Genomic DNA, 25,953 nt, shown 5'->3' on the forward strand with positions numbered 1-25,953 from the left:
GCCTGCCGTGGCAGAGCCGCCGGGCGCGAAGCACTGCCGCTGCCGGGCTTGCCGCGCCGGTCGCGGCTGCGCAGCTGCTGTTCCAGTGCCGCCGATGACAACGGCGCCACTTCCTCAGCCAGCAGCTTAAACCCTTCGTCCTGCTGCTGCACCTTGGCGCGCACGACGAGCAGTTCACCTTTCCCGACATGCTGCTGGCTGCGCCGCCATACTTCGTGAAAGAGAACCACTTCACAGCGTTCAATCTGGTCTTCCAGCTCCATGAACGCCATAGCTTTCCCCTGTTTCGTCGTAATCGACTTCACAGACACGACCATCCCGGCTGCGACCGCCATCGTATCGTCAGCCGCTTCCGTCAGCTCCATAATGCGATCTGCGCCGCTGGATTCGAGCACATCCTCATAATCATCCAATGGATGACCCGAGAGATACAAGCCTAACAGTTCACGCTCAAGTTCTAACTGCTGACCTGCGGAATATGGCGGAATTTCGGGGTATTCAATCTCCCAGTTCGGCGTCTCCACAAAATCAAATAATTGAATCTGCAGATCCTCACGCTCTTTCCGCCATTTCAGCGCCGCTTCCACGGTCTCATCCAGCATTGCCAGCAATTGGGCCCGGTGCCCTGGCAGCGTGTCAAACGCTCCTGCCTGAATCAGCGATTCAATCACTCGTTTGTTGCATACACGCAAATCGACACGACGACAAAAATCGAGCAAGCTGTCGAATGGTCGTTCCTGTCGAACGATCATGATGCTTTCCATCGCCTGGGTCCCGACATTTTTCACCGCAGCCAGCCCAAATCGTATCGCCCCGGCTGCTTTATCTAGATCCGAATTGTGATCCGACAATCCATCTTTCCCCTGTACATCAGACATTTCATGCTGTTCGGAATGCGAGGACTCCGCCTCTACAGTCCCCTGCAGGCGTTCGGCCGCAGAAACGGTCATCACGCCTGAATTAATCCGATCTTCGGACTGCTCTGATACAGCCGTCGCTGCCTGCCACTCGTATGCACCACCGTCTTCGTCTAGTGCGGGGCCCGGGTCATCTGGAAGAGGAGCTTCACCGTACTCCGCTTGTCCCGAATAATGCTCTTCATCATGTACGGCGTGTTCCAGCGTAGGACTTGCTGTACCATCTTCACCCTGCTCTCCCACTAAACGTTGGGTTTCCGCCGCTTGTCCAGCCCTGGTGCTGCGGGATGATGCAATCACAGGTGTAAACAGAATACCGCTCTCATTCACATCCGGCGGAAGTACTTCAATATCCATGCGACGGCATTCCACAACGTACTCCGCTACTTTCCGGTGACTGCCCATCACGGCTGTTAACATGGATGCCATAAAATGAATGGGATAATGTGCTTTTAGATAAGCCGTCTGGAAAGCCAGCACGCCGTACGCAGCGGCATGGGCACGTGGAAAACCGTAGTTGGCGAACTTGACGATCATGTCATAGACCAGATCTGCCTCCGCTTCGGTATACCCTTGCTTCAGGCTGCCCTGAACAAAATGTCCACGTTCCAGATCCAGTACTTCCCGTTTCTTCTTGGAAACCGCTCTGCGGAGCAGATCAGCTTCACCGAGAGAGAAACCCGCCATCCGGGAAGCAATCTGCATAATTTGTTCCTGATATACAATGATGCCGTACGTATCCTTGAGGATGGACTCCAGATCGGCATGAGGGTAGTCCACTTCGATCTGTCCATGCTTACCCTGAATGTATTTGGATATAAATTCCATCGGACCTGGACGATATAAGGCCACGACGGAGATTACATCTTCAAATACACTTGGCTTAAGCTCCTTCAGGACGCGGCGTACCCCCGCGGATTCGAGCTGGAAGATGCCCATGGTGTCGCCTCGGCCAAGCATCTCATACGTCAGTGCATCGTCGTCCGGAATATGTCGAAAGTCAGGAATTTCACCGTTTTCGCCAATCCAGCGCAGGCAGCGTTCAATAATCGAGAGGGTTCGCAGACCAAGAAAGTCCATTTTGAGCAATCCAATCGACTCCAGATTTTCCATGGAATACTGTGTTAATGCTGTTCCCTCGCTGCCCTCTTGAAGCGGAACGGCATCCGTCAGCGGATCACGGGAAATGACAACCCCCGCCGCATGTGTGGAAGCATGGCGAGGCATCCCTTCCACCTTCATGGCCATGTCGAGCAACTCACGTGTTTTCGGCTTGGTCTCATACAGAGCCTTCAGTTCAGGCGTGGCTTCCATCGCCCGCTGAATGTTAATGCCGAGCTGAGCAGGAATCAGCTTCGCTGCCTTATCCACTTCGCCGTAAGGCACATTCAGTGCACGTCCGACGTCCCGAACGGCTGCCCGGGCAGCCATCGTACCAAAGGTAATGATCTGGGCCACATGGGCCTTGCCATATTTTTGAGCAACATAGTCAATGACTTCATCCCGTCGTTCATCGCTGAAGTCGATATCGATATCCGGCATGGAGATCCGTTCAGGGTTCAAAAACCGCTCGAAGAGCAGGTTATACTTCATGGGATCAACATCCGTAATACGCAAGGTATAGGCCACAAGACTTCCCGCCGAGGACCCCCGTCCCGGGCCCGTAACGATTCCCTGCCTGTGGGCGTAGGCAATAAAATCCCATACAATCAGAAAATAATCCGAGAATCCCATACTGTCGATAACCCGAAGTTCATAATCCAGTCGCTGTTCAAGTTCGGCTCTGAGCTCTGTGTCCGTCCAGCGCGATGATGCAGTATAGCGCTCTTCCATTCCCTCTTCGCACAATTGACGCAAATATGCAGAAGGACTTTTCCCTTCAGGCAGCGGTCTGTACTCCGGCAAAATCGATTTGCCGAATTCCAGTTGCAGCTCACACGAATCCGCGATGCGAACCGTGTTCTCCAGGGCCTCGGGGACATGGGGGAACAATCGAGCCATCTCTTGTTCACTCTTGAGATAGAGCTGATTGGTTCCGATGCGCAGCCGATTCTCATCATCTACTGTCTTTCCTGTTCCGATACAGATCAATACATCTTGCAGCTCGGCATCTTCTTCTGACAGGTAATGGGCATCATTCGTGGCAACCAGTGGAATATCAAGTTCTGATGCGAGACGAATCAGCTGAGGGTTCACTCTTTTTTGCTCCGATAGCCCGTGATCCTGCAACTCCAGATAGAAATCGGCACCAAAGATAGTTTTGTAACGCAGCGCCGCACGGCGTGCTTCTTCCTCTCGTCCATGCAGCAGATGCTGGGGAACCTCGCCGCCCAGACAAGCACTTAGACAGATAATACCCTCGTGATGGGCAGCCAGACTCTCCATATCAATACGTGGTTTGTAGTGGAAGCCTTCCAAATGTCCTATCGAGCACAGTTTCATCAGATTGCGATAACCCGTCATATTTTTGGCCAGCAAAATCAGATGATGGATCGGTTGATCCTTGCGGCTTCCCCGTTCCTTGCGAGACCCAGCAGTCATATAAGCCTCACACCCGATGATCGGCTTGATGCCTCGCTCCATACATGCTTTATAAAAGGGAATCGCGCCATACATTACACCGTGGTCGGTCAGCGCAAGCGTAGTCATTCCAAGATCTGCGGCCTTATTCACGAGATCCGGTATACGCGCAGCGCCGTCCAGCAAGCTATATTCACTGTGAACGTGCAAATGCACAAAAGAACTCATGTTTTTTTCTTCCTTTCGCCGTGATAAATGCAGCACTATGCTTGTCATCAGTCGCCAAATGCTAGTTGCTGCACTATCTTCTTTCCGTATTTTCATCTTTCGGTTCCGACCGAAAGTCGCTTTCTAAATTCATTCCAGATTGCTTGTCCTGCCGAATGGCGAGTCGATTTCCCAAGGAACATAGGACATCTTATTTGGCTCCCATGCCCTCTTTTTTCCATCGTAAGGAACTCCGGACGCGTTATTCCCTAAAATTCTCTAAATTAAATGCCACAAACGGGCCAAAATTTCGAAATTTTCAGACCAAGTTTTGAAGACATGCTCTAATTAAGAATGCTTTATTATTCTATTTTATCATAACGTTCGGGGGCACGCCCATACAATAGAAGTACAAGCCGCTCCCCCTGTTACGGACCAAAGACAGGAGGTATGCTGCTGGGGTCTGAAAGGGGTGTTGCCGGATGAGCACATTTTTGTCCAAAGCTATTCTTGATTTCTTCATTGCGTTTGGAATCGTGCTGGGCGGCGCGATGATTGGAGGTATAGGAGCCGTGGTCTCTCTCCAGCCTCCGACACAGACGATGCTTGATGTCGCCGGAAAAATAAAAATTTGGGCGCTCGCGGCGGCCGTTGGCGGTACGATTGATCCCATGCGGGTGATCGAAAGCAACGTGCTCGACGGCAATCTGTCACCGGCGGTCAAACAAATTCTGTATCTGATATCCGCTTTTATGGGCGCCCACATGGGTACCGAACTGGTGAAATGGGTCTGCGGCGGAGGACGGGGTTAGCATGACTCCGGGACAGCGCCCATGAGGATTCCGCCTTTTTCACGTTACCGCCCGCTTATGCGCATGACCGCTGTCTTTGTTCTGGGAATGATCGCCGGCTGTGTCGTGTACAATGGTGTATTTCACCTGAGTTACAACGAGTTGTGGCTCAACAATCAGGAGTTGCAGCTCCAGCTGCATCAGAATGAGGAGGATATTAAAACGCTGAAAAAATACAGTAAACGCCAAACCGTCATCAAGGAAATCAAAGTCCGTGCAGAGGAATCCGACAAAGGTCCGGACGAGGCTTCACTGAAAGTGATGTTGCAGAAGCTGGGAGACGAGCTTGAGGTTCTCCGGGGCCGGGATGTCTTCAATATTGACGAGTACAGCAAAATGACACGGATCATGCTGAACCAAAAAGTGTACACGGTCAGAGAAAAGGAATATACCGTCCAGGTAAAAACGATGCTGGTAATGGAAGGTGTGCTGCAAGTTTGGGTACAGATTCGGATGCACGTTCCGGCTTAGAAAAGGGATGACAGCCCCCGGAAAAAAACTGCCCTTGCCCTCTGCCTGCATGGTACAATAAAGGCAGTAAATGCTTTCCAGAAAAGGAGCTGCGTCTTCGTGTTCATCGATGTACTCAAATACGCCCTGATCGCCATCTTTGCCCTGGCCATGGTCTGTTCAGCCTTGAACAGCATTCGTTCGCGCAGGACAACGAATCCCGTCTCCGTAGGCCTCTATCGTTCATGGACCAACATCTGGATGGGCGGCATGTTGATTATTCTTGCCCTTATCCTGATGTTCGTCTTTACCGGTTCCACCTTATCCGTGGTTGTGGAAGCGCTATTTCTGATTATGGGAGCGTATAACCTGTTCGCTGGGTTACGTAACCGCAGTTATTATGCCCGGCTTCAGCAGCATGCGGGTGATGGAACCAAAAAGGCATCCAGTCAATCGGCCTAAGACGCTTCAACCCATTTCCTGTCATCCCAAAAAGAGAGTATCCTCAACGATCGTACAAGCCTGACCCTCGTTCATTTTGGGTAGAGTGGCTGTGTCGATCAGAGGGTACTCTCTTTTTTCGGAACTCATCTGTCCGTCCGAACCCAAGGTTATCCATGTCTCTAGGCATGGTCAATGGATTGCAGCGTCATCACCGCTTTGCAGACCACATTCCCGTCACGGGTAATAACAATATCCATTTTGCAGGTCCGGCGACTCGTCTCCAGAATAATTGGACGAACCAGAATCTGATCTTCAATCTGCACGGGACGGACAAAATAGGTCGTCACATTATCCACCACATGGTCGTTACCTGTAACATCCCAGGCTGCACGACGTCCCGCCTGTGTCATTACATTCAGCAGAACCCCTTCCGAGATGGTGCCCAGATCTGTCGCCATCTGCGGGATGATGAATCCATGGAAAAACAATTCGTTATGCTCTCCGCGCTCTTCAGCGAACCCGTTCCAGATCAGATGGTCAAACGTTTCTCCAAGCTGTGGCTGTTTCTGTGCATCGCGCATGGCCTGCAGCACTTCCTTGCGTGTAACGGATGCAATCAGTTTACGGTTTCGATCCACAATGGGCAGGAAATCAATGCCTTCCCATGTCATGATCTGAGCAGCCGAGGCCAGAGAGGTTTGCAGCGAAGCCGTAATCGGGCGGCGAACAACACACTTCTCAATACTCTGATCTTCTTTTAATTCACTGACATCTTTCAGACTGACAATACCGATAACCCGGTTCCACTCATCGACTACAGGAAAACGATGTTCTCCCGTCTCCGAAACGAGCATGTGAAAGTCTGCAGCCGAACTGGTGACCTTTAGCACCTGCAGACGGGGCTTCTGCCCGATAATATCCTCAACCAGCATAATTTTTTTCTTAATCAGCCGATCGAAGATTGCCCTGTTGATCATTGAAGCCACCGTAAACGTATCATGTCTGGAAGAAATGATGGGCAGCCCGAGTTCATCCGCCATCAATCTCACTTCACGGCTTGTCCCGAAGCCACCTGTGATTAACACTCCTGCACCCTGTTCAAGCGCAAGGGAATGCGCGTTATCCCGGTTTCCAACAATGAGCAGACTTCCCGCGTCAATGTAACGCGCCATCGCTTCTTCTTTCATGGCGCCGATCACATATTTGTGAAGCGGTTTGGCCAGTCCGTCACTGCCGCCCAGCACATGGCCTTCAACGATGGTTACCACATCGGCAAAAGTCAGCTGCTCTGTCATGCCGCGGGGTCTTTTCTCGATCCGCACCGTCCCAATTCGTTCCTTGGTCACGACCAGGCCAAAGTTCTCTGCCTCTTTAACCGCACGATAGGCTGTCCCTTCACTTACCCCCAGCTCCCGTGCCAGTCTGCGTACCGATATTTTGCTGCCTACCTTCAGTTGTTCAATATGTTGAAGTAACTGTTCATGCTTTGTCACGTTTTCTTCCTGTCCGTCCATCTGTACCACCCCCGAAGATGCATCTGTACTATTCTGTATCTATTATATCACGACCTAAGGAAAATAACCCCATTCCCTGTCTCTTTCTTATCAGAATTGACCCAGTCAATCGTGACAAACAACATATCAGATGAACGATTCAATGAACGGCATAAAAAAAAGACCGGTACCTTTCAAATGAAAGGAAAACCGGCCTTGCTCAAACCTTATACAGACTTGCTCTGCTCCTGCTTGTCCAGCAGTTTCATCTCCCATTGCCGCAGCTTTGCCCGGCGAACAGCTTCCAGTGCACGCTTCTTCTCTTCATCTACACCTAGAATAAAATGAAGATGTGCACCGACGATCAATAACGAGAAAAGCACCCAGACGATGCCAAAAATATTAACCCAGTCCATTCCACCGGCGAACGAAATTCGCGGCAGTGCGATCACCAGCATAGACAGTGCAATAAGCAAATAGATTACATGTTTTGCCTTTTTCAACCTTTTCACCATTCACAGCTCCTTCGTTCTTGATCGACTCTATATGTCTAGTCTATGAACGAAGATGCGGTAATATGAAAGGTTCAGGTAAATAATCGGGACAGGTGTTTAAGCTTCTGCGCCACCATAGAGATGACCCAGGCTGTCTGCAATAATTTTGTTCACGTCTTCGATAATGACACTCAGACGACGCTCAGCGTCGAACAGACGACGAATATTCAGGTTCAAACTCAGGACCTCAAATAATTTTTCCATTTTCTCCATCTCATCCGGAGCAGGCATATCCCCGCTCATCATACGTTGCTGCAGCTCCATCTGTTGATCGCGGAAGTTATCCAGCATCGCCTTTGCTTCCGGGTCCGTTTCAATCAGCTTCATTGCCGAAGTAATTTCCTCCACCTCACTGCTTTCTCTCAGGGCTTTGGCCAAGTCATTTGCTTTGTCATAAATGTTCACTATTATTCCTCCTCGATATTGGGTTGTCATTTTTATCATTCATTTAATTCTCAGCGTAACGTTCACCCGTGTTAATACACGCATTTCGGTTCCATCAAACAAAGCTGGCGGGAACAGGCTACTTATCACCTGCCGTCAATTAATGCATTTAATCCAAATGGGTCAATCACCAAGGGTTATATGTCCTCATATGATGAAGCACATGCCATGTTTAGATGCCGTTCAACTTCGAGATCAGACATCAAGTTGCCGCCCGGAAGGAGATCCGTGATGTCCACTAAAAAAGTAACGATTCAGGTTACCGGCTCGGGCATCCTGCAGGACGACGTCATCATGCTGGGCGAAGGGGTACTCAAGGCCCTTAAAATCCCTTCGGGAAGGCCGCTTCAGCTGCAATTCGGCTCTTTCCGCCGTGAAGTCACAGTCATTCCGGTACCACGGTATGACGGGCTGCGCATTAATCAGACGGTCGCCAGCAAGACCGGCCTTGTTCCTCGCTCGGTCCTGAGGGTATCCTATCGTTCAGCCAGCCGTACGCTTCGCCTGGGACCCTACATCAGTGTAATGGTCAGCCAGGATTATCCCGATCAGACCGATCGGCCCTTTGGCTCCATCACGATGTTCTGTCAAGAACTGGTGCATGCCTGCCGTAAGCAGGGCGCCTATGTATCCTTTTTCACACCGGAGGATATTGGAGCGGTAACGGGTTATATGAAAGGCTGGGTGTATGATGACGGCTGGAAAAAGACCGTTCTGCCTATAGCAGACGTCGTCAATAACCGGCTGACGTCCCGTAAGCTTGAGAACAAACCTAGCGTACAGCATTTCATGAAAGAAGTAAAATCGCTCTATGGTACACAAACCTTCAACGAAAAATTTCTGGACAAAAACGAAGTATTCGATGCCCTAAAGTCCATATCGACGCTGAAGAGAGTCCTTCCCGAATCCCATTTGCTCAAAGCTTCGGCTATGCTCAAAACCATGTGTAACCGATATCCGGTTGTGTTTCTCAAGCCGGTTCGCGGGTCACTGGGCAAGGGGATTATCCGGGTCTCCCGTCAAAGCGATGGAAGTTTCCTCACCCTCGCCACTGCCGTTGGAGGTACCCGCAAACAAACGTATACCTCTCTGGATAAACTGTATGCCAGTCTGTCAGGGAAAATGAAAACGACGCGTTACCAGATCCAACAGGGTCTGACTCTTATTGATAATAGCGGCAGACCCGTAGATTTCCGTGCGCTTGTGCAAAAGAACCGTACGGGCAAATGGAGTGTGACCTCCATCGTCGCACGTATTGCAGGGGGCAGCCATTACGTATCCAATCTGGCAAGGGGTGGAAGTCTCAGTACCGTCAAGGAAGCTGTAGCCAAAACCCAGTTGTCCGGGTCAGCCAAAGCCTCGGCTTATGCAGCTCTGCATACGGCTGCTTTGGATATCGCCAAAGGCATTGAGGGAGCGATCCCTGCCCATTTTGGTGAACTCGGCATCGATCTGGCCTTGGATACTTCGGGTAGAGTTTGGCTGCTCGAAGTCAATTCCAAGCCATCCAAGAACGATAATACACCGCTTAGCGAGAGCAAGATCAGACCTTCGGTCAAGGCCATGCTGGAATACTCCACCTACCTGGCTGGCTTCTGAAGAGTCACCATTGAATGGAGGTGCAGAACGATGTTCCCACACACTCAGACCAAAACAGTAGCGATCCTGGTTCGGGCAACAGAAGACTCGCCTCCTTTCGCGGATGAACTCTTCTGTCGTAGACTCAGTCTGGCAAGTTATCGATACGGCTTGAATATCATCGTGCTGGCCGTACCAACTGATCCTCATGTATCCCCGTTGAAACAGGGTTATGCATACATTAGAGGGCAATGGGATACGGTGCCTCTTCCTGCAGTGGACCTGTTGATGGACCGCTGTCTGCAGCCGCTCCCCAAAACATTCAGACAACAACTTCAGGACCTGGTTCCTCCCGGCGGCAGACCTCGCCGTTACTGGTCTGCTTCCTTGCCTGGTAAGTGGAAAGTGCACCGCATCTTGTCTGGTGATGACAGATTGCGTGCGCTTCTTGCACCCACGACAATGCTTCAATCCAATACCTTGTGGCAACGCTGGCTGGAAGAATGGCCCCAAGGCATTTTCTTCAAACCTGTGTCGGGCACTCATGGTAAAGATACTTTTCGTCTCTATCGCGGAGACCATCATTCCTCCTGGATCATAGAGGGGAGAAATACACGCAATGAACTAATTCACCGTACATTTGATCGCCCTCAGGACGTATCAGCCTGGTTGGATTTACACAAGGCCGAAAAAAAGATGATTATGATGCCGTATCTGGAGCTGAGTCATCATGGACGACCGTTTGACATCAGAGCCTTGGTGCAAAAAAATGGGCACGGACGCTGGTCTCTAACCGGATGCATGGTACGGGAAGGACCCACAGGTTCACTCACTTCCAATTTGCATGGAGGGGGAAAGGCTCACCCTGCGCTTCCTTATCTGCTGGAACGCTACGGGAGCGTTCATACCAACGATCTGCTGGAGGAGATCAGGCATGCTGCAGCCCTCATCCCCACCCTGCTCGAGAGCCACTTCGGCAGGCTTGCTGAATTGGGGCTTGATTTCGGAGCAGATGTCCAGGGACGACTCTGGCTGCTTGAAGCCAATTCAAGACCGGGCCGCTCCTCATTTGCAGAGGCAGGTGACCGACGAATGCATGCTCTTACCTACACCCGGCCGCTGGCCTATGCCCGTTATTTGCTGCAACAACATGTTCTAACGGACGTAACGCGTCCACTGAAAATGCCGAATACATCCAGCAAAGCTGGCCTGAAACCCATCCCGATTCACGGCGGCTGAGGCCCGCATCGCCCTGCTTGCCATGGAACAAAGGATCTTTTCAGGATAGGAGGATAAATCATGAGTTTGACCTTTTGCAATCTGCATTTCACAAAGCAGCCGGATAAAGTGGTTTATGTATCCAACGCGTTAATGAAAAGCCTAAATCTATCCGGCAAAAAAACGATACATCTGCGGTTTGGACGTGACCGGGTACCTGCCACGATCAAACCAATCAAAAAAGCAGGTAAACATCTCTATCTCGCCTCAGGCATACGCAATCTGATGAACGTTCCAAAAAGAGGCAGTATCTACCTTCGCAACCTGCAGAATGATGAAGTTCAACTGGGGCCATTGATTGGCGTATTGTCTGACGGACCAGCTACTGGTACCAGCCCTTTTGGCTCCCGTACGGGTTTCATTAAACAGCTGCTCCGCGAAGGCAGCCGCAAATCCTATATTTATGCGTTTACCCCACGAGATATTAACTGGCAGAATGAAACAGTATCCGGCTTTTTTCTTAACGATAATGGAAGCTTCAGTCGGAAAACAGTACCTCTGCCCGATGTCGTGTACAACCGATTGCCCAGCCGCCGCTCCGACTTCTCACCAGCGATCAATCAACTGAGGGAGCGATTCATTCGACGTAAAATCCCTTTCTTCAACTGGAGCTTCTTTAACAAATCAGATATCTACAATTTGCTGGAGAATGACCCGGCAGCAGGGAGATATATACCTGAGTCCATCACCAATCCGACGGTGGAACAGATGAGAGAGATGCTCGATCGCCATCAGTTTGTCTACTATAAGCCTACAGCGGGCAGTTTGGGCAATGGCATCTACCGATTGACCTACTCCCCCAAACGTGGATATTTTGCCCGATATCGAAAAAAAAGCGGCAACGCACTTCTGCGCTTCGGCTCATTTAACAGCCTGATGCGCATGCTTCAAGGCAGACATGGCAAACAGCTTCGCGGTTATGTTGTTCAACAAGGCATCCGTCTTATCGAGATTGACGAGTGCCCCATTGATTTTCGTTTTCACATGCACAAAAACGGCAACAATCAATGGGTCGTCGTTGGCATCGGCGCCAAAAAAGCTGGTCGCGGCAGTGTAACCACTCATATCAAAAACGGCGGCTCCCTGATGACACCGGAGCAGGCACTCAAGCGCAACTTTGGTGAGCGCTCTGGAGAAGTGCTTCAGCATGCCAAATCTGTCGCAATAACACTGGCCCAGGCGATTGAAACCCAGCACCAGCATCTGATTGGTGAGATTGGCTTTGATCTGGGCATTGATCAGGAGGAACATGTATGGATGTTCGAAGCGAACGCCAAACCCGGCCGCTCCATTTTCCGTCACCCTTCGCTGCGGCTGGAAGGAAAATCATCGGTGGAGCACATCCTGGAACATTGCCTGTATTTGAGCAAATTCCGGAAGAAAGACGACATTTGATGGGATTGCAGGATGATTTCAAACCCGTTATTGCTATCCTGACCATGCATGATGATCGACGAATGTTCAGAGGAAACCATCAGAACTTCCTGGATATTGTGCAGACGGGTGAAACTATGGGATATGTGGTGTACGTCGTGACTGTCCGAGATTTAAATGTGAGCGGCCCCACTGTGAAAGGATACACGTACAACAATGGAAGCGGGAGATGGACTTCACAGTCCTTCCCTCTTCCCCATGTACTCTACAATCGGATTCCCAACCGGGAAGATGAACGAAAGCCTTCAGTACAGCGCAAAATTGAAGAATGCATGCGCTCTGGCATCGAGCTGTATAACCCTTTTTTCTTCAATAAATGGAATCTGTTTGAATGGCTTAAGAAATCCAAATCTACCCAGCACTTAATACCCTATACTCGCCGGATGCGAACGGCCTCCGCTCTGGGTACGGTGCTGAGATCATACCCTTACCTGTATCTGAAACCCGAGAGCGGCAAGGCTGGCAAGGGTATCATGATGCTCAAGTTCCAGGAAAGAGAGCGTCTGCCCTACCGGCTTAAAATACAAAGTACCCGTAAGAGTACCACATACAAAACAGCTACACTCGCCAAATTATGGACCCGAATTCGCAAGGAAACCGGCCACACGCCTTATATTATGCAACAGGGCATTGAACTGGCATCATCACACAAACGTCCATTCGATCTGCGAGTACTCGTACAAAAGAACAGCAAGGGTCAATGGAGCGTAACCGGCGTTGGTGCCCGTCTGGCCGGCTCTCGAAGCATTACCACCCACGTTCCGCGAGGAGGTACGGTGGAGGATCCGGAAAAACTGCTAACCGATCTGTTTGGGGAAGAAATGTCGGATTCATTGATGAAACGCGTGAAATCCACTTCATTGTTGATTGCAAGACAAGTGGAACGGGGCTCAGGTCATACCCTTGGCGAGATGTCCATGGACCTCGGCGTTGACGAACTTGGAGAGATCTGGTTCTTTGAAGCGAACGCGAAGCCGATGAAATTTGATGAACCGCAGATACGACGCAGATCTCTGGAACGCATTTTTCAGTACAGCGCCTACCTTGCCCGTCAGTCCAAACGATGATGAACAGGAATAACAGCAAAAGAAGGTGATTGTTTGTGTCCTCACCTGTTCTGGGCATTATGACGTTGTACTTAAATGAACATCGCGCTCTGGAAGAACGGAGTATATACCGCAGAATGATCCTTGAGGGGCGCAAGCGGGGACTCGATATCTATGTGTTCACACCTGCCGATGTACATTCAGGAGGCAAGCGGATTGAGGCTTTGGTCTTTCATTCGGAAAAGGGTTGGTCCCGGGAATGGCGTTCATTCCCGGATATGATCTTTGACCGCTGCCGTATACAGCGTAATCACAGATTCCAGCAATTGCTTGCCTTTCGGGAAAAATATGGGCACCTTCTCTTTTTGAACCGTCCACTACGCAATAAATGGACGATTCATCAGACGCTCTCGGGGAAATCAGCCTTTCGTGAGCATCTGCCAGATACCGTTCTGTTTCAGGATATGTCCGATGTGAATCGAATGCTGAAAGCCTCCTCACTCATCTATCTGAAACCCATTAATGGAACGGGAGGACGAGGTATTCTCCGTATCGAACGCAGCGGTAGCGAGGCTAACACGGTTCTAGTGCAAGGACGGGACCAAAAGCGCCGGATCATTACCCCGCGCAAAGTCCATCTGTCACGCCTTGGTTCACTACTCACGCATTGGAATATGAAAGATAAATACCTTGTTCAGCAAGGTATTCAACTTCAGCTTCCGAATGGTCGTGTTCATGATTATCGAATGCTGGTCCAGAAGAACGGTGAAGGGGAGTGGGAATTGACCGGTTGTGCAGGACGGATGGGCGCAGAGAAAAGTGTTACTTCCAATCTGCATGGCGGCGGCCAGGCTATTGCGATGCACAAATTGTTGAAACAGTGGATTACCGATGAGGAGGAACGGACTGAAATCAATGCCACTGCAGAGAAATTCGGGATTGACGTTGCCACATTTCTGGAGAACACCTATGGTGCCTTGTGTGAATTGGCTCTGGATCTGGCGATAGACAAGAGCGGACGCATCTATTTGCTGGAAGTGAATCCAAAACCTGCGCGTGAGGTGTTTGCCCGTATTGGTGAGCAGGATACCTACACCAAAGCTATTACCCAACCACTGGAGTACGCCTTGTGGGTGTACCGTAACCATCCACATTCGAATCGTCCCCCTCGCGGAGTAAAGGTAACCAAACCTGTCAAACGCGTAAGAGGTAAAGCTTCAACCCTCAAAAGAACCAGAAAACCACCATTATAATTGGCGGATAATTAACATTAAAACGAATTCTTAAACAAAAACCTACCACTCCACGTCCATGCGGACGTGGGAGCGGTAGGTTTTTCTATTCTGCTTCCCGATATAAACGAAGGAGTTCCGTAAAATCAGAGATCAGTGCATCCGATCCGGCAAGTTCTTCGTCCCGACCGAACCCCGCATAGGCGCAGCCGATAACGGTCTGATTGTTCATTTTGCCTGCCTCCACATCAGAAGAGCGATCCCCGACCATCCATGCATCCTGAATCCGATGCTTCTCAAGCAGGATTTGAACCAGGTTAACTTTGGATGGTGTCTTGTACTGTCCTGCACTATACACGCCTTCAAAGAGCGGCATGATCTCATGAGCAAAGGCTACGCCTTTGACATAATCCTCCAGACCGTTACTGGCAACAAACAACCGCACACCCTGTTCCTTCAATGCTTCCAACGTCTCTTTTACATGCGGGTACAACTGAGAGCTTCCCCCATCCAATCCCTCAATCTCCAACTGGAGCAACAGTTCGTCAGCACGTCGATGGGCCGCTACGGACGCTTCAGGCATAACCACTTTCCATATATCTTCAAGTAACATTCCTAGGCTCCCCAGCATCCGTTCTTCAGGGGGAGTCTCTCCCTCATAATGCCCCTCAGCTCGCAATGTATCGAACAACTGCTGATAGGCTGGAAGCAACAGGGTCTCAGTCTGAAACAACGTACCGTCCATATCAAATATCATTGCTTCCGGTTTACGCAATACCGTCTCTCTCGTCATGTCCAATGTTCCTTTCCGATTGGGATATGTATTCGGAATCGTTCCCCCTCCATGATAAACATAAACGTTTGCCAGTGTAAACCGCGCAATGTAAAACAATTGGTATCATCAACATTATACACAACCAACAAACCTGAAGTATCCGCTGTTGTTGAGAACACCGCATCAGCAACGGAAGAGGTATCGGCCATGACGGAGGAACAACTTGCTTCCTTGCGGGAAATATTGAACACAAGTCTACTTCGAGCGTCAGCATCATTTTAGGGACGGGATTGATTCGGGATTACGCAGCGCCTCAAGAACTAGTTGGGCCTGATAGCCATCGTTAAAATCGTATATTTTGGCAGGTTTCCCCTGAATACGTGCAATGACATGTTTGAGTACAGGCAGCTGACTTAAAGATTCCTGTACTTCAACTAGGCCCAGGGGTTGTCCAACAGGTCCGCTCCACAGCTGATCCCAGTTTTCTAGAGCAATCGTTCCTTCCGTGCCATATACAATCATGGAGACACGTTCCTCACCTGCAATATGGGCGATTCCGTTCAACTGGACTCGGGTTCCATCCTCCAGCTCCATTGCGGCTTGAATTTCATGTTCACATTCATCTGTGTTTTGAGGATACTGAACCTGACTGTCAATCACACGAATAGCTCCAAACACGGTTTGGATCATATGAATCCAGTGGATGCCGACTTCAAGAATGAAACCTCCCTGCTCCCGGCTGGTAATCCATTCATTCTGCTGCCACGCCCGTGGCCACTGGGGAAATTGCAGGATCAGATCCATTTTTCGAATCGTTCCAATCGTCTGCTGCTCGATCAACTGTTGCAGCTTCACAACGGATGGTTCATGTGGCATGGAGAAATGGATAGCGTGCACGACCCCTGCCTTCTCAGCTCCCACCAGCATCGCTCTCGCTTCCTCCACACTGTTTGCCAGCGGCTTCTCACAGAACACGTGAATCTGGCGCTTCAATGCCTCCATAACGACGGGATAATGAAATTTTGGCGGCACTGCAATATAAAGCAGATCAATCGAATGTTCATCCAGCATTTGCTTATAATCCGTATACATTTTTGTATCTGGATGAGAGACAGCAAACGTTATCAAATGTTCCTCACTTGAATCGCATACCGCTACGATCTCGACGTTTTCGGACAGCTCTGCCTGTTCCGCTTCCCGTATCATATGTAATCCCATTTTACCCAACCCAACAACAGCCATTTTTATCGTTGTCATTCATCTCACTCCAATCGGATTCCAGTATAACAGAAAGTTAATTCTTGCCAATCATTTGCACTGATGCGAAATACGAAACGTACGACTCTAATTGATCTACAGATGAAATAATTTATCAAATTATATATTTTTTTATATTTTATTCAATATTTATTTCTTCGTAGGTAATTTGTCGCGGGAATATATAACCCGTTTAATTTCCTATATTCAACAAGTCATTAAGCGCTTACAACCTAAGAATCAGGAACTTATACTCATAAAATGAGTTGACAAAAAACCACAAAAAAAGATACTCTTCCTAGTAACAAGGATCCATTTCCTTTTACAACCTTAGACAACGACATACACACCAAAAATGGAATCTGACCTGTGGGTCTAAAAACCTATTTTGTGAAGCGAGGTGTCCCGCATGAGAACAGTTGCGGACTATTTGGCAGAAGCTCTGCGTAATTTAGGCATTACTCATGTCTTTGGTATTATCGGAAAATCCATATGTCCTGCTGTCCTGAAAATGGTCGATTATGGCTTGGAATTCATTCCAGGCCGCCATGAATCCAGTTCAGGCTTTGCCGCCTCTGGTTATGCCCTCCAGACAGGGAAGCTGGGTGTCGCCTTTGCCACGTCAGGTCCGGGCGGAACCAACTTGCTCACCGCCGCAGCCCATGCCAAGGCCAACAACTTGCCTGTCCTGTTTATTACGGGTCACCAATCCATTCAGGAACTGGGGCTTCCACAATGTCAGGACTCCTCTTCCTATTTGGCCGATCTGGCTGACATGTTCCGTCCGGCAACGCTATTCAGCAAACTGGTGGAACGTGGTGATCATTTTAGCACCCTATTGAATCACGCCCTTTCCATTGCACTTGGTCCCAACAAAGGGCCGGTCCATCTCTGTCTTCCGTTTGATGTACAGACTGAAAAACTCGCTGATTTCCGGGTTGTCATCCCGGAGCCTGAGCCCCTGATTAGCGTATCCAACCTGAATCGCGTTCTCCCCTTACTTCAACAGTCCAGTCACCCTTTAATCATTGCAGGCAAAGGTGTCAGTCGCGCCAGAGCCCATGATGAATTGCTCCAATTTGCCGAACGTTTCCATATTCCTGTCATTACTTCTCCAGGTGGAAAAGGGACCATTGCTTGGGATCATCCTCTCTACCATGGGCCTTGCGGTGTTGGCGGCTTCCCTCATGCAGATGAGCTGCTGAATCAAAGTGATCTCTACATTGTGCTCGGTTCACGTCTAAGTGATATGACGATCTGTAATTTGAAACCTGAGAACCATCCTGCACATCTGATTCAATTCGACGCCGATCCTACATTCGTTGGTAAAATCCTTAAATCTCAAACCTTACATATCACCGGCGATTTGAAGGACAACATGCAATTTTTACTCGGTACAATGACAGACCAACCTGCTCTGCAAATGGAAACGACAACGGTTGATTACACCGTTCCCCTGCCGGATCTGCCGAATCTGTCTCTGGCTTCCGTGCTGGACGAGATGAGCGAGTTGCTGCCGTATGATCATAAGCTCTTTGTCGATGATGGGAGCCATGGTTTTCACGCGGTGCAGCGATATAAGGTTAAGAAACCCGGCAGCTTTGTGTTTGATGCGTACTTTGCCTGCATGGGTAATGCCATCGGCATGGCTATCGGAGCGAAAACTGCCGCACCGGAAGAAACCATTGTGTGTATCACAGGTGATGGATGTTTCATGATGCTTGGAACCGAGATCAACACCGCTGTCTGCCACAACCTGCCCGTCATCTTCATCGTTGTGAACAATAAACAGCTGGACATGGCACTCAAAGGTATGGAGAAAACAACAGGCAGAATCGATGGCACCTTGTTTGAAGTTCCCATGGACGCAGCAAAATTTGCTGAATCTCTTGGTGCTGTAGCCTTTCGAGCAGAAACTCGCGACGAATTCGCCTCCGCTCTTCAGACAGCACAGCAGCTGAACCAGGTTACCGTCATTGAGCTTCTGACTGATCGCGACGAGATTCCGCCCACGGCTCACCGTACCGTGACTTTGAATTAGGAGGAGCAAGGCATGAGTGAACAAGTAACTCAAGGATTAGAGCGTTTTGCAAAGCTTTCCGGTGAATATGGTGCCAGAGCACTGGCACCGATAAAGGATCAGTTTCCTGAGCTCGCCGAGTTTATTATGGGAACGGCTTACGGAGATATTTTTCAGCGAACAACCATTACGGATCAGTGGAAAGAAGTCGCAATAATCTCTTCATTAATCACGCAGGGACAATATGAACAATTAGGCGTTCATTACACGATGGCACTTAGCGTTGGTGTAACTGTGGATCAACTTAAGGGAATTCTGCTTCACCTGGCACCGTGTGTGGGGGCTCCCCGTGTCATCAGTGCTTTTAATATATTGCTTGCTACACTTGAAGAAATCCAATAATTCACTCTTCTACATTTTTATACACGATTCGACTTTTTTATTGATCTTATTACATCTCTACCTTTATAATATGGTTAAATTATCCTTCGAATCCGCCTACATCTCAGAAGCAGTTGAACGAGGGCCTCAAGGCCTATGATTTGGTTAGCAGGATAGCCTTAACTCATTTAAAGGAGAGAGAACAATCATGGGAAGTTTTATACTGAAGACCGACGTTCCGAACAAGGTGCTAAACATTGAACTGGAGGGCTCTTTCTCTCAAGAAGACGGTTTGCGTTCCATCTCGGCATATCAGGATACGATTGCTCCGATTAACACCAAGGAGTATGCGTTGAATATTGATTGCAAAAGGTTAAATGTAACTGCTCCGGAAATTGTGCCTCTTCTCGAGGGCTGCCTGCAGATGTTTAAAAAAGACGAATACAAAAAAGTGGTGTTGACGCTTGAGAATAATGCCATTCTGAAAATGCAGCTGTCTCGTCTTGGGCGGTCTGTCGGACTGGACAATCTTGAGATCATCTCCACGGTTACTACCTAATATAGCAGGCGGACAAGCTGGGGGTTCACCCATCCGCTCAGGAGGAGAATGAAGATGGCAGGGATTCGTATTGTAGATATCGATATCTATCATCCAACGAACAAGGTGGGCAATGACTTTTACATTGAACATTTTGATGCGAGAGGTACAGATATTCGGGGATTGTTAAAGGCACTGGGACGTGATACACGTTACAAAATTGACAACGATGATGAAAATTCACTAAGCATGGCCTTTGAGGCGGCCAGTAATCTCCTCGAAAAGACCGGACTCACTGGTGTCGATATCGATTTGATTGCTTATGCAAGTCAAACGCCGGAATATATCTTTCCTACGAATTCCTTAATGATTCATCGCCTGATTAACGGGGCATCCCATACGATCTGTATTGACAGCAATGCCAACTGCGCAGGCATGACCGCAGCCTTTGAACAGGTAAGCCGCCAGATGCTGGGTAATCCCAGAATTCGTCGTGCTTTAATTATCGGCTCGGATTACGTGGCTCCTCATGCCAGTCCAGACGATCCCGTATACTTTGCCAATTTCGGGGATGCAGCAGCAGCTGTGATTGTTGAACGGGACGAACAGGCAGTCGGTTTTATTGACTCGATCTATCAGACCGATACCTGTGTGTATGGCAATTCCCTCTTCCCGGCAGAAGGTCTGGCAAAACTGGGCCAAAACGGCGTTGATGCTGGTGCCTTCCATGTAAAGTTCATACCGTTTGATGATTCGATCTGTGTAGGTGCAGCCTCTGAATCGATTCGCACTCTACTGAGTCGTAACGAGATTGGAGCAGAAGAGATCAAAGCCGCTTGCTTCTCCCAATTGTCCATCGGTAATATTCGTTCGGTATCCGAGAATATCGGCATTGCTGAAGATATCGCCGTCTACATCGGAGACGAGTTCGGATACACCTCAACCAGCAGTCCGTTTATTGCATTACATCGAGCGATTACGTCCGGACAAATTCAGCGTGGTGATAAAGTGCTGTTCTGGACTGTTGGAGCTGGGTGGCAAAATGTTGCCATGGTTGTTGAATATTGAGAGCATGATACACCGATTTCAAAGAAGCTGGACAGACCTTTTTACCCAAAAGGATTGTCCTGCTTTTTTTTGTAATGCTCTGGAATGGTGACTTTCACGGAAATAAGACAGATCCATGACAAAAACCGCTCTCTAGGAAGAGAACGGCAATAAGAACGATATGTGGTCCTTTTCAGAAAATTTTCTTCGTCTCCCGATCATCCTTCAGAATCTCTACTGCCTCCCGGAAACGCAAGGAATGCACAATCTCCCGTTCCCGCAGAAACTTGAGACTATCCTGAAGATCAACGTCATCCGTCAGATCAATTAACCACTGATATGTAGCTCTGGCCTTCTCTTCCGCTGCAATATCCTCGTACAGATCAGCAATGGGATCTCCCTTCGCTTGAATATAAGTTGCGGTGAAAGGTACACCCGAAGAATTCGTATAAAACAGGGCAGAATCGCGCTGTGCATAGTTCGGCCCAAGTCCCGCTTCTTCCAGCTGTTCCACTGAGGCATCCTTTGTTAGCTTGTAGATCATCGTGGCAATCATCTCAAGGTGTGCAAATTCCTCCGTACCGATATCATTCAATAGCCCGATAATCTTGTCCGGAATCGTATACCGCTGGTTCAAATACCGCAAGGCAGCCGCCAGTTCTCCATCTGCGCCTCCATATTGTTCCGCCAGCAATTTTGCCATATGAGGATCACATTTGCTAACCCGAACGGGATATTGCAGTTTTTTCTCATACACCCACATACAGACGCCCCCTTTAGAATTTAAATTAATCTGCTTACGTTTCCCCGAGCTCCCGTCAGGATAGCTTGCAAGGAAGCTCAGGGCTGTTACTCACACTTGCCAAGGCCATGGTGTCTGAGACCACTCCCAAGGATATTTGGAGAACGCATGACCAAAGTTCATCAGCGGTCCGTACAATTGCTGAAACTCATGCGCCACTCTCATGCGCTCCTGGCTGAATTTGTTATACTGCTCAATGCTCTGATAGTCACCCGGATGGGTGTCCAGATACAGGTTCAGCTCAACCAATACAAAATCCAAGGCCTGGAGTTCCTCCAACAGTTCATAGTATTTTGCATCACAGACTTTTGGTGTTTCAGGTTCCATCCGCTTCCACCTTCCTCCCCTTCGATCTCGCAGGTGTATATGGACTGTACAAAGCAGGCCACAACGTTCCGATTCTCAAGGCTTCCGCTGGACTGTATTGGGGCCAGCCCATCGGCTGAAATGGGATAAATAATTGCGGAGGAACCAGATAGGTACGGATTTCAATCGGTTTACATGGATCAAACGGCCCCACAAAAGGGGCGTACGCTCGAAGCTGCGGATCTTTCATTAGAAACGCCTCCTTCATCAATGAAATGATGCTTCCCAACGACACATTCTTGTCATCGCTTTCCCGTCTCTATATTCCTATGTTTTAGATTTTGCAGCTATACGCCTTCCCAATAAAAAAAGACCTTTGGAAGGAACCACTCGGGCCGTTTCCAAAGGTCTTACTTTCTTCTGCATACAGAATAGCTTGTATTCAATTCACCTGTTCGTTTCATCATCATTCTGCAAAGAAGGCAGCTCGGATAATTCCTCTTCGTGATTATTCTCTTGAGGAATGGTCTGCTTGTATACCTTCACTCGGGTAATCCGCAGACGAGTGGATTCCTCCACTTCAAAGACATATCCGTTCTGTTCCCGTGTTTTGCCTTTGGCCGGACTGCCTTCAAGCTCCTTGAACAGCCAGCCACCAATCGTGTCGACTTCCTGATCCTCGATGATCGCTCCGGTCCATTCATGAACCTCTTCAATCAGGGAACGTCCATCAATGGAAAAGGCCTCTCCGCTGCGCTCCATATGAGGGCGCTCGTCTTCAAACTCATCATACAGATCGCCAACGATCTCTTCCAGAATCTCTTCCGCAGTCAGCAAACCCGCTGTGCCGCCGTACTCGTCAACCACCAGCGTCATCTGGGAATGTTTCTTCTGCATGAGACGCAGCACATGACTGATCTCCATTGATTCTGGGACGTTCAAGATCGGACGAACAAGTCCAGCGAGATTTTGCTGCTGTTCCGGTTCAGCAAGAAGCAGATCGGTAATATGGATGAAGCCGATGATTTCATCCTTATCCTCTACCGCCACAGGATAACGAGAATGCTTCGTTGTATTGATAATTTTCAGATTTTCTTCCAGAGACATGTGAGTATATAGACAGTCCATGTCGGTACGCGGCAGCATAACTTCACGTGCCAGCATGTCCGAGAAATCAAAAATATTGTCCATCAGTTTGATTTCGTCCTTGTCAATAACCCCACTTTTGGCGCTCTGCTTCATCAAAATACGAAGTTCATCTTCCGAATGGGCTTCTCCTTCGCCGGCCGGTTCAATACCTGCCATTCGAAGCAATGCATTGGCCGACGCATTTAATACCCAGATAAACGGGAAGAAGATTTTGTAAAATAACAGCAACGGTGCCGACAGTAACAAGGCCACTCCGTCTGTTTTTTGAATCGCCAGAGATTTGGGCGCCAGTTCGCCTAATACAATGTGCAGAAACGTAATGATACAGAAACCGATGATGACCGACACCGTAGATATAAGCCCCGTATCCGCCACACCAAGTTTGAACATCAGCGGCTCCACCAGCAGTTCGGAAATGGCCGGCTCACCGAGCCAACCAAGGCCCAGCGATGTTAGCGTGATCCCGAACTGGGTTGCCGACAAATAAGCATCCAACTTCCCATTCACCTTCAATGCATAACCAGCCAACTTATTCCCTTCACTCTGCAATTGAGTCAGGCGAGTCTGTCTTACTTTAACCAGGGAAAATTCCGCTGCGACAAATACGCCGTTCAAAAATACGAGCAAAAAAACACAGACCAGATTAAATACCAACTGCCCGAGATGAAATTCGGTATGAATACCCAAGTCGAAACTCCCCTTTTTGATCTATTTCAGGAATACACCTGGAATATCAACGTGTGATTGCTTTTCTCGATTTGAAATCCACACCTTTGTAATACATATCTGCCACCAGCAGATTCGGTCCGCAGCAGGATGCAGCATCACAATGACAGTTCACGGTCTGATTCAAAGGATGTTCCGCCGACCATTCATGGAACACATCATCCAACTTTCGGTCACGAATGTTGCCAAACGCCGGGATATCCGCAAAATCGGTCACATACACGTTACCTGTAAACATGTTGACGTTCACCCGATTACGACCGTCAGGATCGTTACGTACAGTTACATTAGGTTCGTTATACAAACGATTGATCAGTTCTCGATCCTGATCGGCAGCACTGCATGCAAAGAATGGGAGTGTACCAAACAACATCCACATGTCTTTGTCACGCACATCCAGCAAACGATGAATAGCCGCTCTCATGTGATCCAGAGAAAGCACGGGCAGCGTAGAAGCAAAGTTCGAATTATACATCGGATGTACTTCATGACGCACACAGCCCATCTCACGAATCAATTGATGAATGCCCTCAAGCTTGTCATGGGTACGGAAGTTAATCATGGACTCCGCTGAGATAAACATGCCCGCTTCGCTGAGTTTGCGGGAATTTTCAATCATTTTCTCGTACATCTTCACTGCGACTTCACGTTTTACCGGTCTTCCGCTGTTCGCAAACCCGACTTGGTGGAAGTCATCGGCATTCAGATAGTTGAATGAGATATGCATCACATCCAGATAAGGCAACAATTGCTCGTAACGATGGATATCCAGCGTCAGATTCGAGTTGATCTGGGAACGAATTCCCCGTGCCTTGGCATATTTGAGCAGCGGAATGATCATCTCGTCCACAGTTTTCTGGCTGAAGCTCGGCTCCCCGCCAGTCAGACTGATCGTCTGAAGATGCTCTACCTCGTCCAGCCTTTTCAACATCAACGGCAAAGGAAGTGCAGGTGCTTCGCGCATCGTCAGCATATCGCCTACCGCACAATGCTCACAGCGCATATTGCACAGATGAGTCACAGTCATTTCTACACTGGTCAGCACATGGCGTCCATATGTACGCAAAGAGCCGATCGGATCCCAAGGATCATTAGTCGGCGATAAAGGCATCGGCTGTACCGATCCTGAGTTTAGCATGGTCATTGTTCTTCACCTTATTCCTTTTATTAACCTAAAAAGTTTATTTTACATCATACTCCGTCAATAATCTTTTTGGAGTTATCTTTAATCATAGCACAATTCCCTGTGCTCTGGCATGAACATGCTCTGTCCATTACATGACAAAAAAACGCCCCCGTAATCTGCGAGCTTCACGGACCCACAGATTACGATATGAGCGCTGACTTAGGTTAAGATAGACGTCAGCTATCAAAAAATTCACTTCTTGCTTGAGTTGGCGGTAAGTCTTCAACACCTTCAACACCTGTAATCATAGTAGACAGGGCTGTAGACAAATCGATCTCATAAGGTGCGCTTAGCATCTGCCCGTCAGCATCCTTGAGAACACGAATACGCGGACGCTGCGGAATACGTGAATGAATGTCTGCAACTACCCCGATCTCTCCCGTACTCAACGTGACAGAAAGGCCAAGAGGGTAGATTGCTACACAGTCTCGGAACTTCTCCAGCATCCGCTGTTCATACAGTGTACCTGAACCCGTGTATAAGACTTCCACCGCCTGATGTGGCAGCAAAGCTTGTTTATACACCCGATTGGTCGTCATTGCATCATACGAATCGGCAAGAGCCAGCCATTTGGCATACTCATGAATTTCATTGTCTTTCAACCCAAATGGATAGCCGCTGCCATCGATTCGTTCATGGTGCTGTAATGCGCAATGTGCAGCAAGGAGCGGTATACCCGGTTCATCTTTGAGAATACGATGTCCATATGTAGTATGCTGCTGTATGATTTTAAATTCCTCGTCGCTCAATCGGGCAGGCTTGTGCAAAATCTCTGGAGCGATCTGCGTTTTACCGATATCATGCAGTAAAGCTCCCAATCCAATCTCCATTAACTGCTGCCGAGTATAGCCCGATGCCACACCAAGAACCAGTGTATATACACATACATTGAGAGAGTGATTATACAAGTCAAAATCACTGGAGTTCATGTCCATCAGCATAATCATGGCTTCCTTCTGACTACCAATGTCCTCCAGAATCGTATTCATTAACCCACTGAGTGCTTTACCAAAGTGCGGCATTCGACTTTTGGTTTTTAGACCCGACATGCTATGGAACTGCTGTTTGATCTCAACCAATGCTCTGCGCCTGGTCTCTTCCCGAAGCATATCCGGAATAATGATATCTTCTGTAGCTGCATCATTGACATATACATATCCAATCCCCAAATCCTTCAAACGTACAATCAACCGACTGGTCAGTTCCACTCCCTCACTGAGCAGAACCAGACCCTCTTCACTATAAATTCGTTTCCCCAGCTTCATGCCAGGCTGCAATAGGTTTATATGTACTAAACGCACAGCCTATCCTCTCCCGC

Annotated in this window: 24 protein-coding genes; 12 read left to right on the forward strand and 12 right to left on the reverse strand. The window is 48.8% G+C overall.

Translation table 11 applies throughout. The features are described 5' to 3' along the window. On the reverse strand, window positions 1-3,665 hold a 3,665-nt coding region (locus PPA03S_RS03555), incomplete at its 3' end, for a DNA polymerase III subunit alpha (protein WP_062319944.1). Window positions 3,666-4,126: 461 nt separating this feature from the next. Here PPA03S_RS03555 and PPA03S_RS03560 point away from each other — a divergent pair. From PPA03S_RS03560 to PPA03S_RS03570, 3 genes are all read left to right on the forward strand, one after another. Further along, a complete protein-coding gene (locus PPA03S_RS03560) occupies window positions 4,127-4,456 on the forward strand; it encodes a YtrH family sporulation protein (protein WP_024629128.1) in 330 nt (109 codons plus the stop codon). A 21-nt stretch (window positions 4,457-4,477) separates the two neighbouring features. Then, a complete protein-coding gene (locus PPA03S_RS03565) occupies window positions 4,478-4,966 on the forward strand; it encodes a sporulation membrane protein YtrI (RefSeq protein ID WP_062319946.1) in 489 nt (162 codons plus the stop codon). A 99-nt stretch (window positions 4,967-5,065) separates the two neighbouring features. Next, complete coding sequence (locus PPA03S_RS03570; RefSeq protein WP_174532104.1) at window positions 5,066-5,407, forward strand: YtpI family protein; 342 nt, start codon at window positions 5,066-5,068, stop codon at window positions 5,405-5,407. Between the two features lie 161 nt (window positions 5,408-5,568). On the opposite strand, the gene PPA03S_RS03575 is transcribed toward PPA03S_RS03570, so the two are convergent. The 3 genes from PPA03S_RS03575 to PPA03S_RS03585 all read right to left on the reverse strand — a co-directional run bounded on the left by PPA03S_RS03575 (window position 5,569) and on the right by PPA03S_RS03585 (window position 7,841). After that, the gene (locus PPA03S_RS03575) at window positions 5,569-6,903 is read right to left on the reverse strand and encodes a DRTGG domain-containing protein (RefSeq protein WP_062319948.1); all 1,335 of its coding nucleotides are present in this window, start codon (window positions 6,901-6,903) and stop codon (window positions 5,569-5,571) included. Window positions 6,904-7,109: 206 nt separating this feature from the next. Then, complete coding sequence (locus tag PPA03S_RS03580) at window positions 7,110-7,397, reverse strand: hypothetical protein (RefSeq protein WP_062319949.1); 288 nt, start codon at window positions 7,395-7,397, stop codon at window positions 7,110-7,112. A gap of 96 nt (window positions 7,398-7,493) precedes the next feature. Beyond that, the gene (locus tag PPA03S_RS03585) at window positions 7,494-7,841 is read right to left on the reverse strand and encodes a YlbF/YmcA family competence regulator (RefSeq protein ID WP_062319951.1); all 348 of its coding nucleotides are present in this window, start codon (window positions 7,839-7,841) and stop codon (window positions 7,494-7,496) included. 270 nt (window positions 7,842-8,111) lie between these two features. Between PPA03S_RS03585 and PPA03S_RS03590 the strand changes: the two genes are divergently transcribed. Genes PPA03S_RS03590 through PPA03S_RS03610 form a run of 5 tightly spaced genes read left to right on the forward strand, consistent with a single transcriptional unit; the run spans window position 8,112 to window position 14,469 of the window. Next, the gene (locus PPA03S_RS03590; protein WP_062319954.1) at window positions 8,112-9,479 is read left to right on the forward strand and encodes a YheC/YheD family endospore coat-associated protein; all 1,368 of its coding nucleotides are present in this window, start codon (window positions 8,112-8,114) and stop codon (window positions 9,477-9,479) included. Between the two features lie 30 nt (window positions 9,480-9,509). Beyond that, window positions 9,510-10,697, forward strand: coding sequence for a YheC/YheD family endospore coat-associated protein (locus PPA03S_RS03595; protein WP_062319956.1), 1,188 nt, complete (start codon window positions 9,510-9,512; stop codon window positions 10,695-10,697). A 60-nt stretch (window positions 10,698-10,757) separates the two neighbouring features. After that, complete coding sequence (locus PPA03S_RS03600; protein ID WP_062319957.1) at window positions 10,758-12,131, forward strand: YheC/YheD family endospore coat-associated protein; 1,374 nt, start codon at window positions 10,758-10,760, stop codon at window positions 12,129-12,131. Beyond that, window positions 12,131-13,237: a YheC/YheD family endospore coat-associated protein gene (locus tag PPA03S_RS03605; protein WP_062319959.1), complete on the forward strand. Its 1,107-nt coding sequence runs from the start codon at window positions 12,131-12,133 to the stop codon at window positions 13,235-13,237. The genes PPA03S_RS03600 and PPA03S_RS03605 overlap by 1 nt, the downstream gene beginning before the upstream one ends. Window positions 13,238-13,272: 35 nt before the next feature. Next, window positions 13,273-14,469: a YheC/YheD family endospore coat-associated protein gene (locus PPA03S_RS03610; protein WP_062319961.1), complete on the forward strand. Its 1,197-nt coding sequence runs from the start codon at window positions 13,273-13,275 to the stop codon at window positions 14,467-14,469. A gap of 85 nt (window positions 14,470-14,554) precedes the next feature. On the opposite strand, the gene PPA03S_RS03615 is transcribed toward PPA03S_RS03610, so the two are convergent. Both PPA03S_RS03615 and PPA03S_RS03625 read right to left on the reverse strand, forming a co-directional pair. After that, the gene (locus PPA03S_RS03615) at window positions 14,555-15,241 is read right to left on the reverse strand and encodes an HAD hydrolase-like protein (protein ID WP_062319964.1); all 687 of its coding nucleotides are present in this window, start codon (window positions 15,239-15,241) and stop codon (window positions 14,555-14,557) included. Window positions 15,242-15,496: 255 nt separating this feature from the next. After that, window positions 15,497-16,480, reverse strand: a complete 984-nt coding sequence (locus tag PPA03S_RS03625) for a Gfo/Idh/MocA family protein (protein ID WP_062319968.1) — start codon at window positions 16,478-16,480, stop codon at window positions 15,497-15,499. A 409-nt stretch (window positions 16,481-16,889) separates the two neighbouring features. Here PPA03S_RS03625 and PPA03S_RS03630 point away from each other — a divergent pair, with 409 nt between their 5' ends. The 4 genes from PPA03S_RS03630 (at window position 16,890) to PPA03S_RS03645 (ending at window position 20,487) form a co-directional block, all read left to right on the forward strand. Next, a complete protein-coding gene (locus tag PPA03S_RS03630; protein WP_062319970.1) occupies window positions 16,890-18,521 on the forward strand; it encodes a thiamine pyrophosphate-binding protein in 1,632 nt (543 codons plus the stop codon). Between the two features lie 12 nt (window positions 18,522-18,533). Further along, window positions 18,534-18,902, forward strand: coding sequence for a carboxymuconolactone decarboxylase family protein (locus PPA03S_RS03635; RefSeq protein ID WP_062319972.1), 369 nt, complete (start codon window positions 18,534-18,536; stop codon window positions 18,900-18,902). Window positions 18,903-19,089: 187 nt separating this feature from the next. Beyond that, the gene (locus PPA03S_RS03640) at window positions 19,090-19,440 is read left to right on the forward strand and encodes a hypothetical protein (protein WP_062319974.1); all 351 of its coding nucleotides are present in this window, start codon (window positions 19,090-19,092) and stop codon (window positions 19,438-19,440) included. Between the two features lie 54 nt (window positions 19,441-19,494). Next, a complete protein-coding gene (locus PPA03S_RS03645) occupies window positions 19,495-20,487 on the forward strand; it encodes a 3-oxoacyl-[acyl-carrier-protein] synthase III C-terminal domain-containing protein (protein ID WP_062319975.1) in 993 nt (330 codons plus the stop codon). Between the two features lie 172 nt (window positions 20,488-20,659). Here the strand turns inward: PPA03S_RS03645 and PPA03S_RS03650 are convergent, their stop codons facing one another. From PPA03S_RS03650 to PPA03S_RS03675, 6 genes are all read right to left on the reverse strand, one after another. Beyond that, complete coding sequence (locus PPA03S_RS03650) at window positions 20,660-21,229, reverse strand: manganese catalase family protein (protein ID WP_062319978.1); 570 nt, start codon at window positions 21,227-21,229, stop codon at window positions 20,660-20,662. 90 nt (window positions 21,230-21,319) lie between these two features. After that, window positions 21,320-21,595: a spore coat protein CotJB gene (locus PPA03S_RS03655; RefSeq protein ID WP_062319980.1), complete on the reverse strand. Its 276-nt coding sequence runs from the start codon at window positions 21,593-21,595 to the stop codon at window positions 21,320-21,322. Continuing rightward, window positions 21,585-21,824: a spore coat associated protein CotJA gene (locus PPA03S_RS03660; RefSeq protein WP_062319982.1), complete on the reverse strand. Its 240-nt coding sequence runs from the start codon at window positions 21,822-21,824 to the stop codon at window positions 21,585-21,587. The genes PPA03S_RS03655 and PPA03S_RS03660 overlap by 11 nt, the downstream gene beginning before the upstream one ends. Before the next feature lie 197 nt (window positions 21,825-22,021). Further along, complete coding sequence (locus PPA03S_RS03665; RefSeq protein ID WP_062319984.1) at window positions 22,022-23,410, reverse strand: hemolysin family protein; 1,389 nt, start codon at window positions 23,408-23,410, stop codon at window positions 22,022-22,024. A 46-nt stretch (window positions 23,411-23,456) separates the two neighbouring features. Beyond that, window positions 23,457-24,593: a radical SAM/CxCxxxxC motif protein YfkAB gene (yfkAB, locus tag PPA03S_RS03670; RefSeq protein ID WP_157283929.1), complete on the reverse strand. Its 1,137-nt coding sequence runs from the start codon at window positions 24,591-24,593 to the stop codon at window positions 23,457-23,459. Window positions 24,594-24,811: 218 nt separating this feature from the next. Continuing rightward, window positions 24,812-25,936, reverse strand: coding sequence for an HD-GYP domain-containing protein (locus tag PPA03S_RS03675; protein WP_062319986.1), 1,125 nt, complete (start codon window positions 25,934-25,936; stop codon window positions 24,812-24,814). Window positions 25,937-25,953: the final 17 nt, after the last annotated feature.

It is taken from the genome of Paenibacillus pabuli NBRC 13638 (assembly GCF_001514495.1).
GTDB lineage: Bacteria > Bacillota > Bacilli > Paenibacillales > Paenibacillaceae > Paenibacillus > Paenibacillus pabuli.

Excerpts from the sequence above, each read along its gene's own strand:
- PPA03S_RS03640 (WP_062319974.1), top strand. The coding sequence starts at position 19,090 with ATGGGAAGTTTTATACTGAAGACCGACGTTCCGAACAAGGTGCTAAAC.
- PPA03S_RS03565 (WP_062319946.1), top strand. The coding sequence starts at position 4,478 with ATGAGGATTCCGCCTTTTTCACGTTACCGCCCGCTTATGCGCATGACC.
- PPA03S_RS03580 (WP_062319949.1), bottom strand. The coding sequence starts at position 7,397 with ATGGTGAAAAGGTTGAAAAAGGCAAAACATGTAATCTATTTGCTTATT.
- PPA03S_RS03650 (WP_062319978.1), bottom strand. The coding sequence starts at position 21,229 with ATGTGGGTGTATGAGAAAAAACTGCAATATCCCGTTCGGGTTAGCAAA.
- PPA03S_RS03560 (WP_024629128.1), top strand. The coding sequence starts at position 4,127 with ATGAGCACATTTTTGTCCAAAGCTATTCTTGATTTCTTCATTGCGTTT.
- PPA03S_RS03635 (WP_062319972.1), top strand. The coding sequence starts at position 18,534 with ATGAGTGAACAAGTAACTCAAGGATTAGAGCGTTTTGCAAAGCTTTCC.
- PPA03S_RS03575 (WP_062319948.1), bottom strand. The coding sequence starts at position 6,903 with ATGGACGGACAGGAAGAAAACGTGACAAAGCATGAACAGTTACTTCAA.
- PPA03S_RS03590 (WP_062319954.1), top strand. The coding sequence starts at position 8,112 with ATGTCCACTAAAAAAGTAACGATTCAGGTTACCGGCTCGGGCATCCTG.
- PPA03S_RS03595 (WP_062319956.1), top strand. The coding sequence starts at position 9,510 with ATGTTCCCACACACTCAGACCAAAACAGTAGCGATCCTGGTTCGGGCA.
- PPA03S_RS03625 (WP_062319968.1), bottom strand. The coding sequence starts at position 16,480 with ATGACAACGATAAAAATGGCTGTTGTTGGGTTGGGTAAAATGGGATTA.
- PPA03S_RS03615 (WP_062319964.1), bottom strand. The coding sequence starts at position 15,241 with ATGACGAGAGAGACGGTATTGCGTAAACCGGAAGCAATGATATTTGAT.
- PPA03S_RS03600 (WP_062319957.1), top strand. The coding sequence starts at position 10,758 with ATGAGTTTGACCTTTTGCAATCTGCATTTCACAAAGCAGCCGGATAAA.
- yfkAB (WP_157283929.1), bottom strand. The coding sequence starts at position 24,593 with ATGACCATGCTAAACTCAGGATCGGTACAGCCGATGCCTTTATCGCCG.
- PPA03S_RS03605 (WP_062319959.1), top strand. The coding sequence starts at position 12,131 with ATGGGATTGCAGGATGATTTCAAACCCGTTATTGCTATCCTGACCATG.
- PPA03S_RS03645 (WP_062319975.1), top strand. The coding sequence starts at position 19,495 with ATGGCAGGGATTCGTATTGTAGATATCGATATCTATCATCCAACGAAC.
- PPA03S_RS03655 (WP_062319980.1), bottom strand. The coding sequence starts at position 21,595 with ATGGAACCTGAAACACCAAAAGTCTGTGATGCAAAATACTATGAACTG.
- PPA03S_RS03630 (WP_062319970.1), top strand. The coding sequence starts at position 16,890 with ATGAGAACAGTTGCGGACTATTTGGCAGAAGCTCTGCGTAATTTAGGC.
- PPA03S_RS03660 (WP_062319982.1), bottom strand. The coding sequence starts at position 21,824 with ATGAAAGATCCGCAGCTTCGAGCGTACGCCCCTTTTGTGGGGCCGTTT.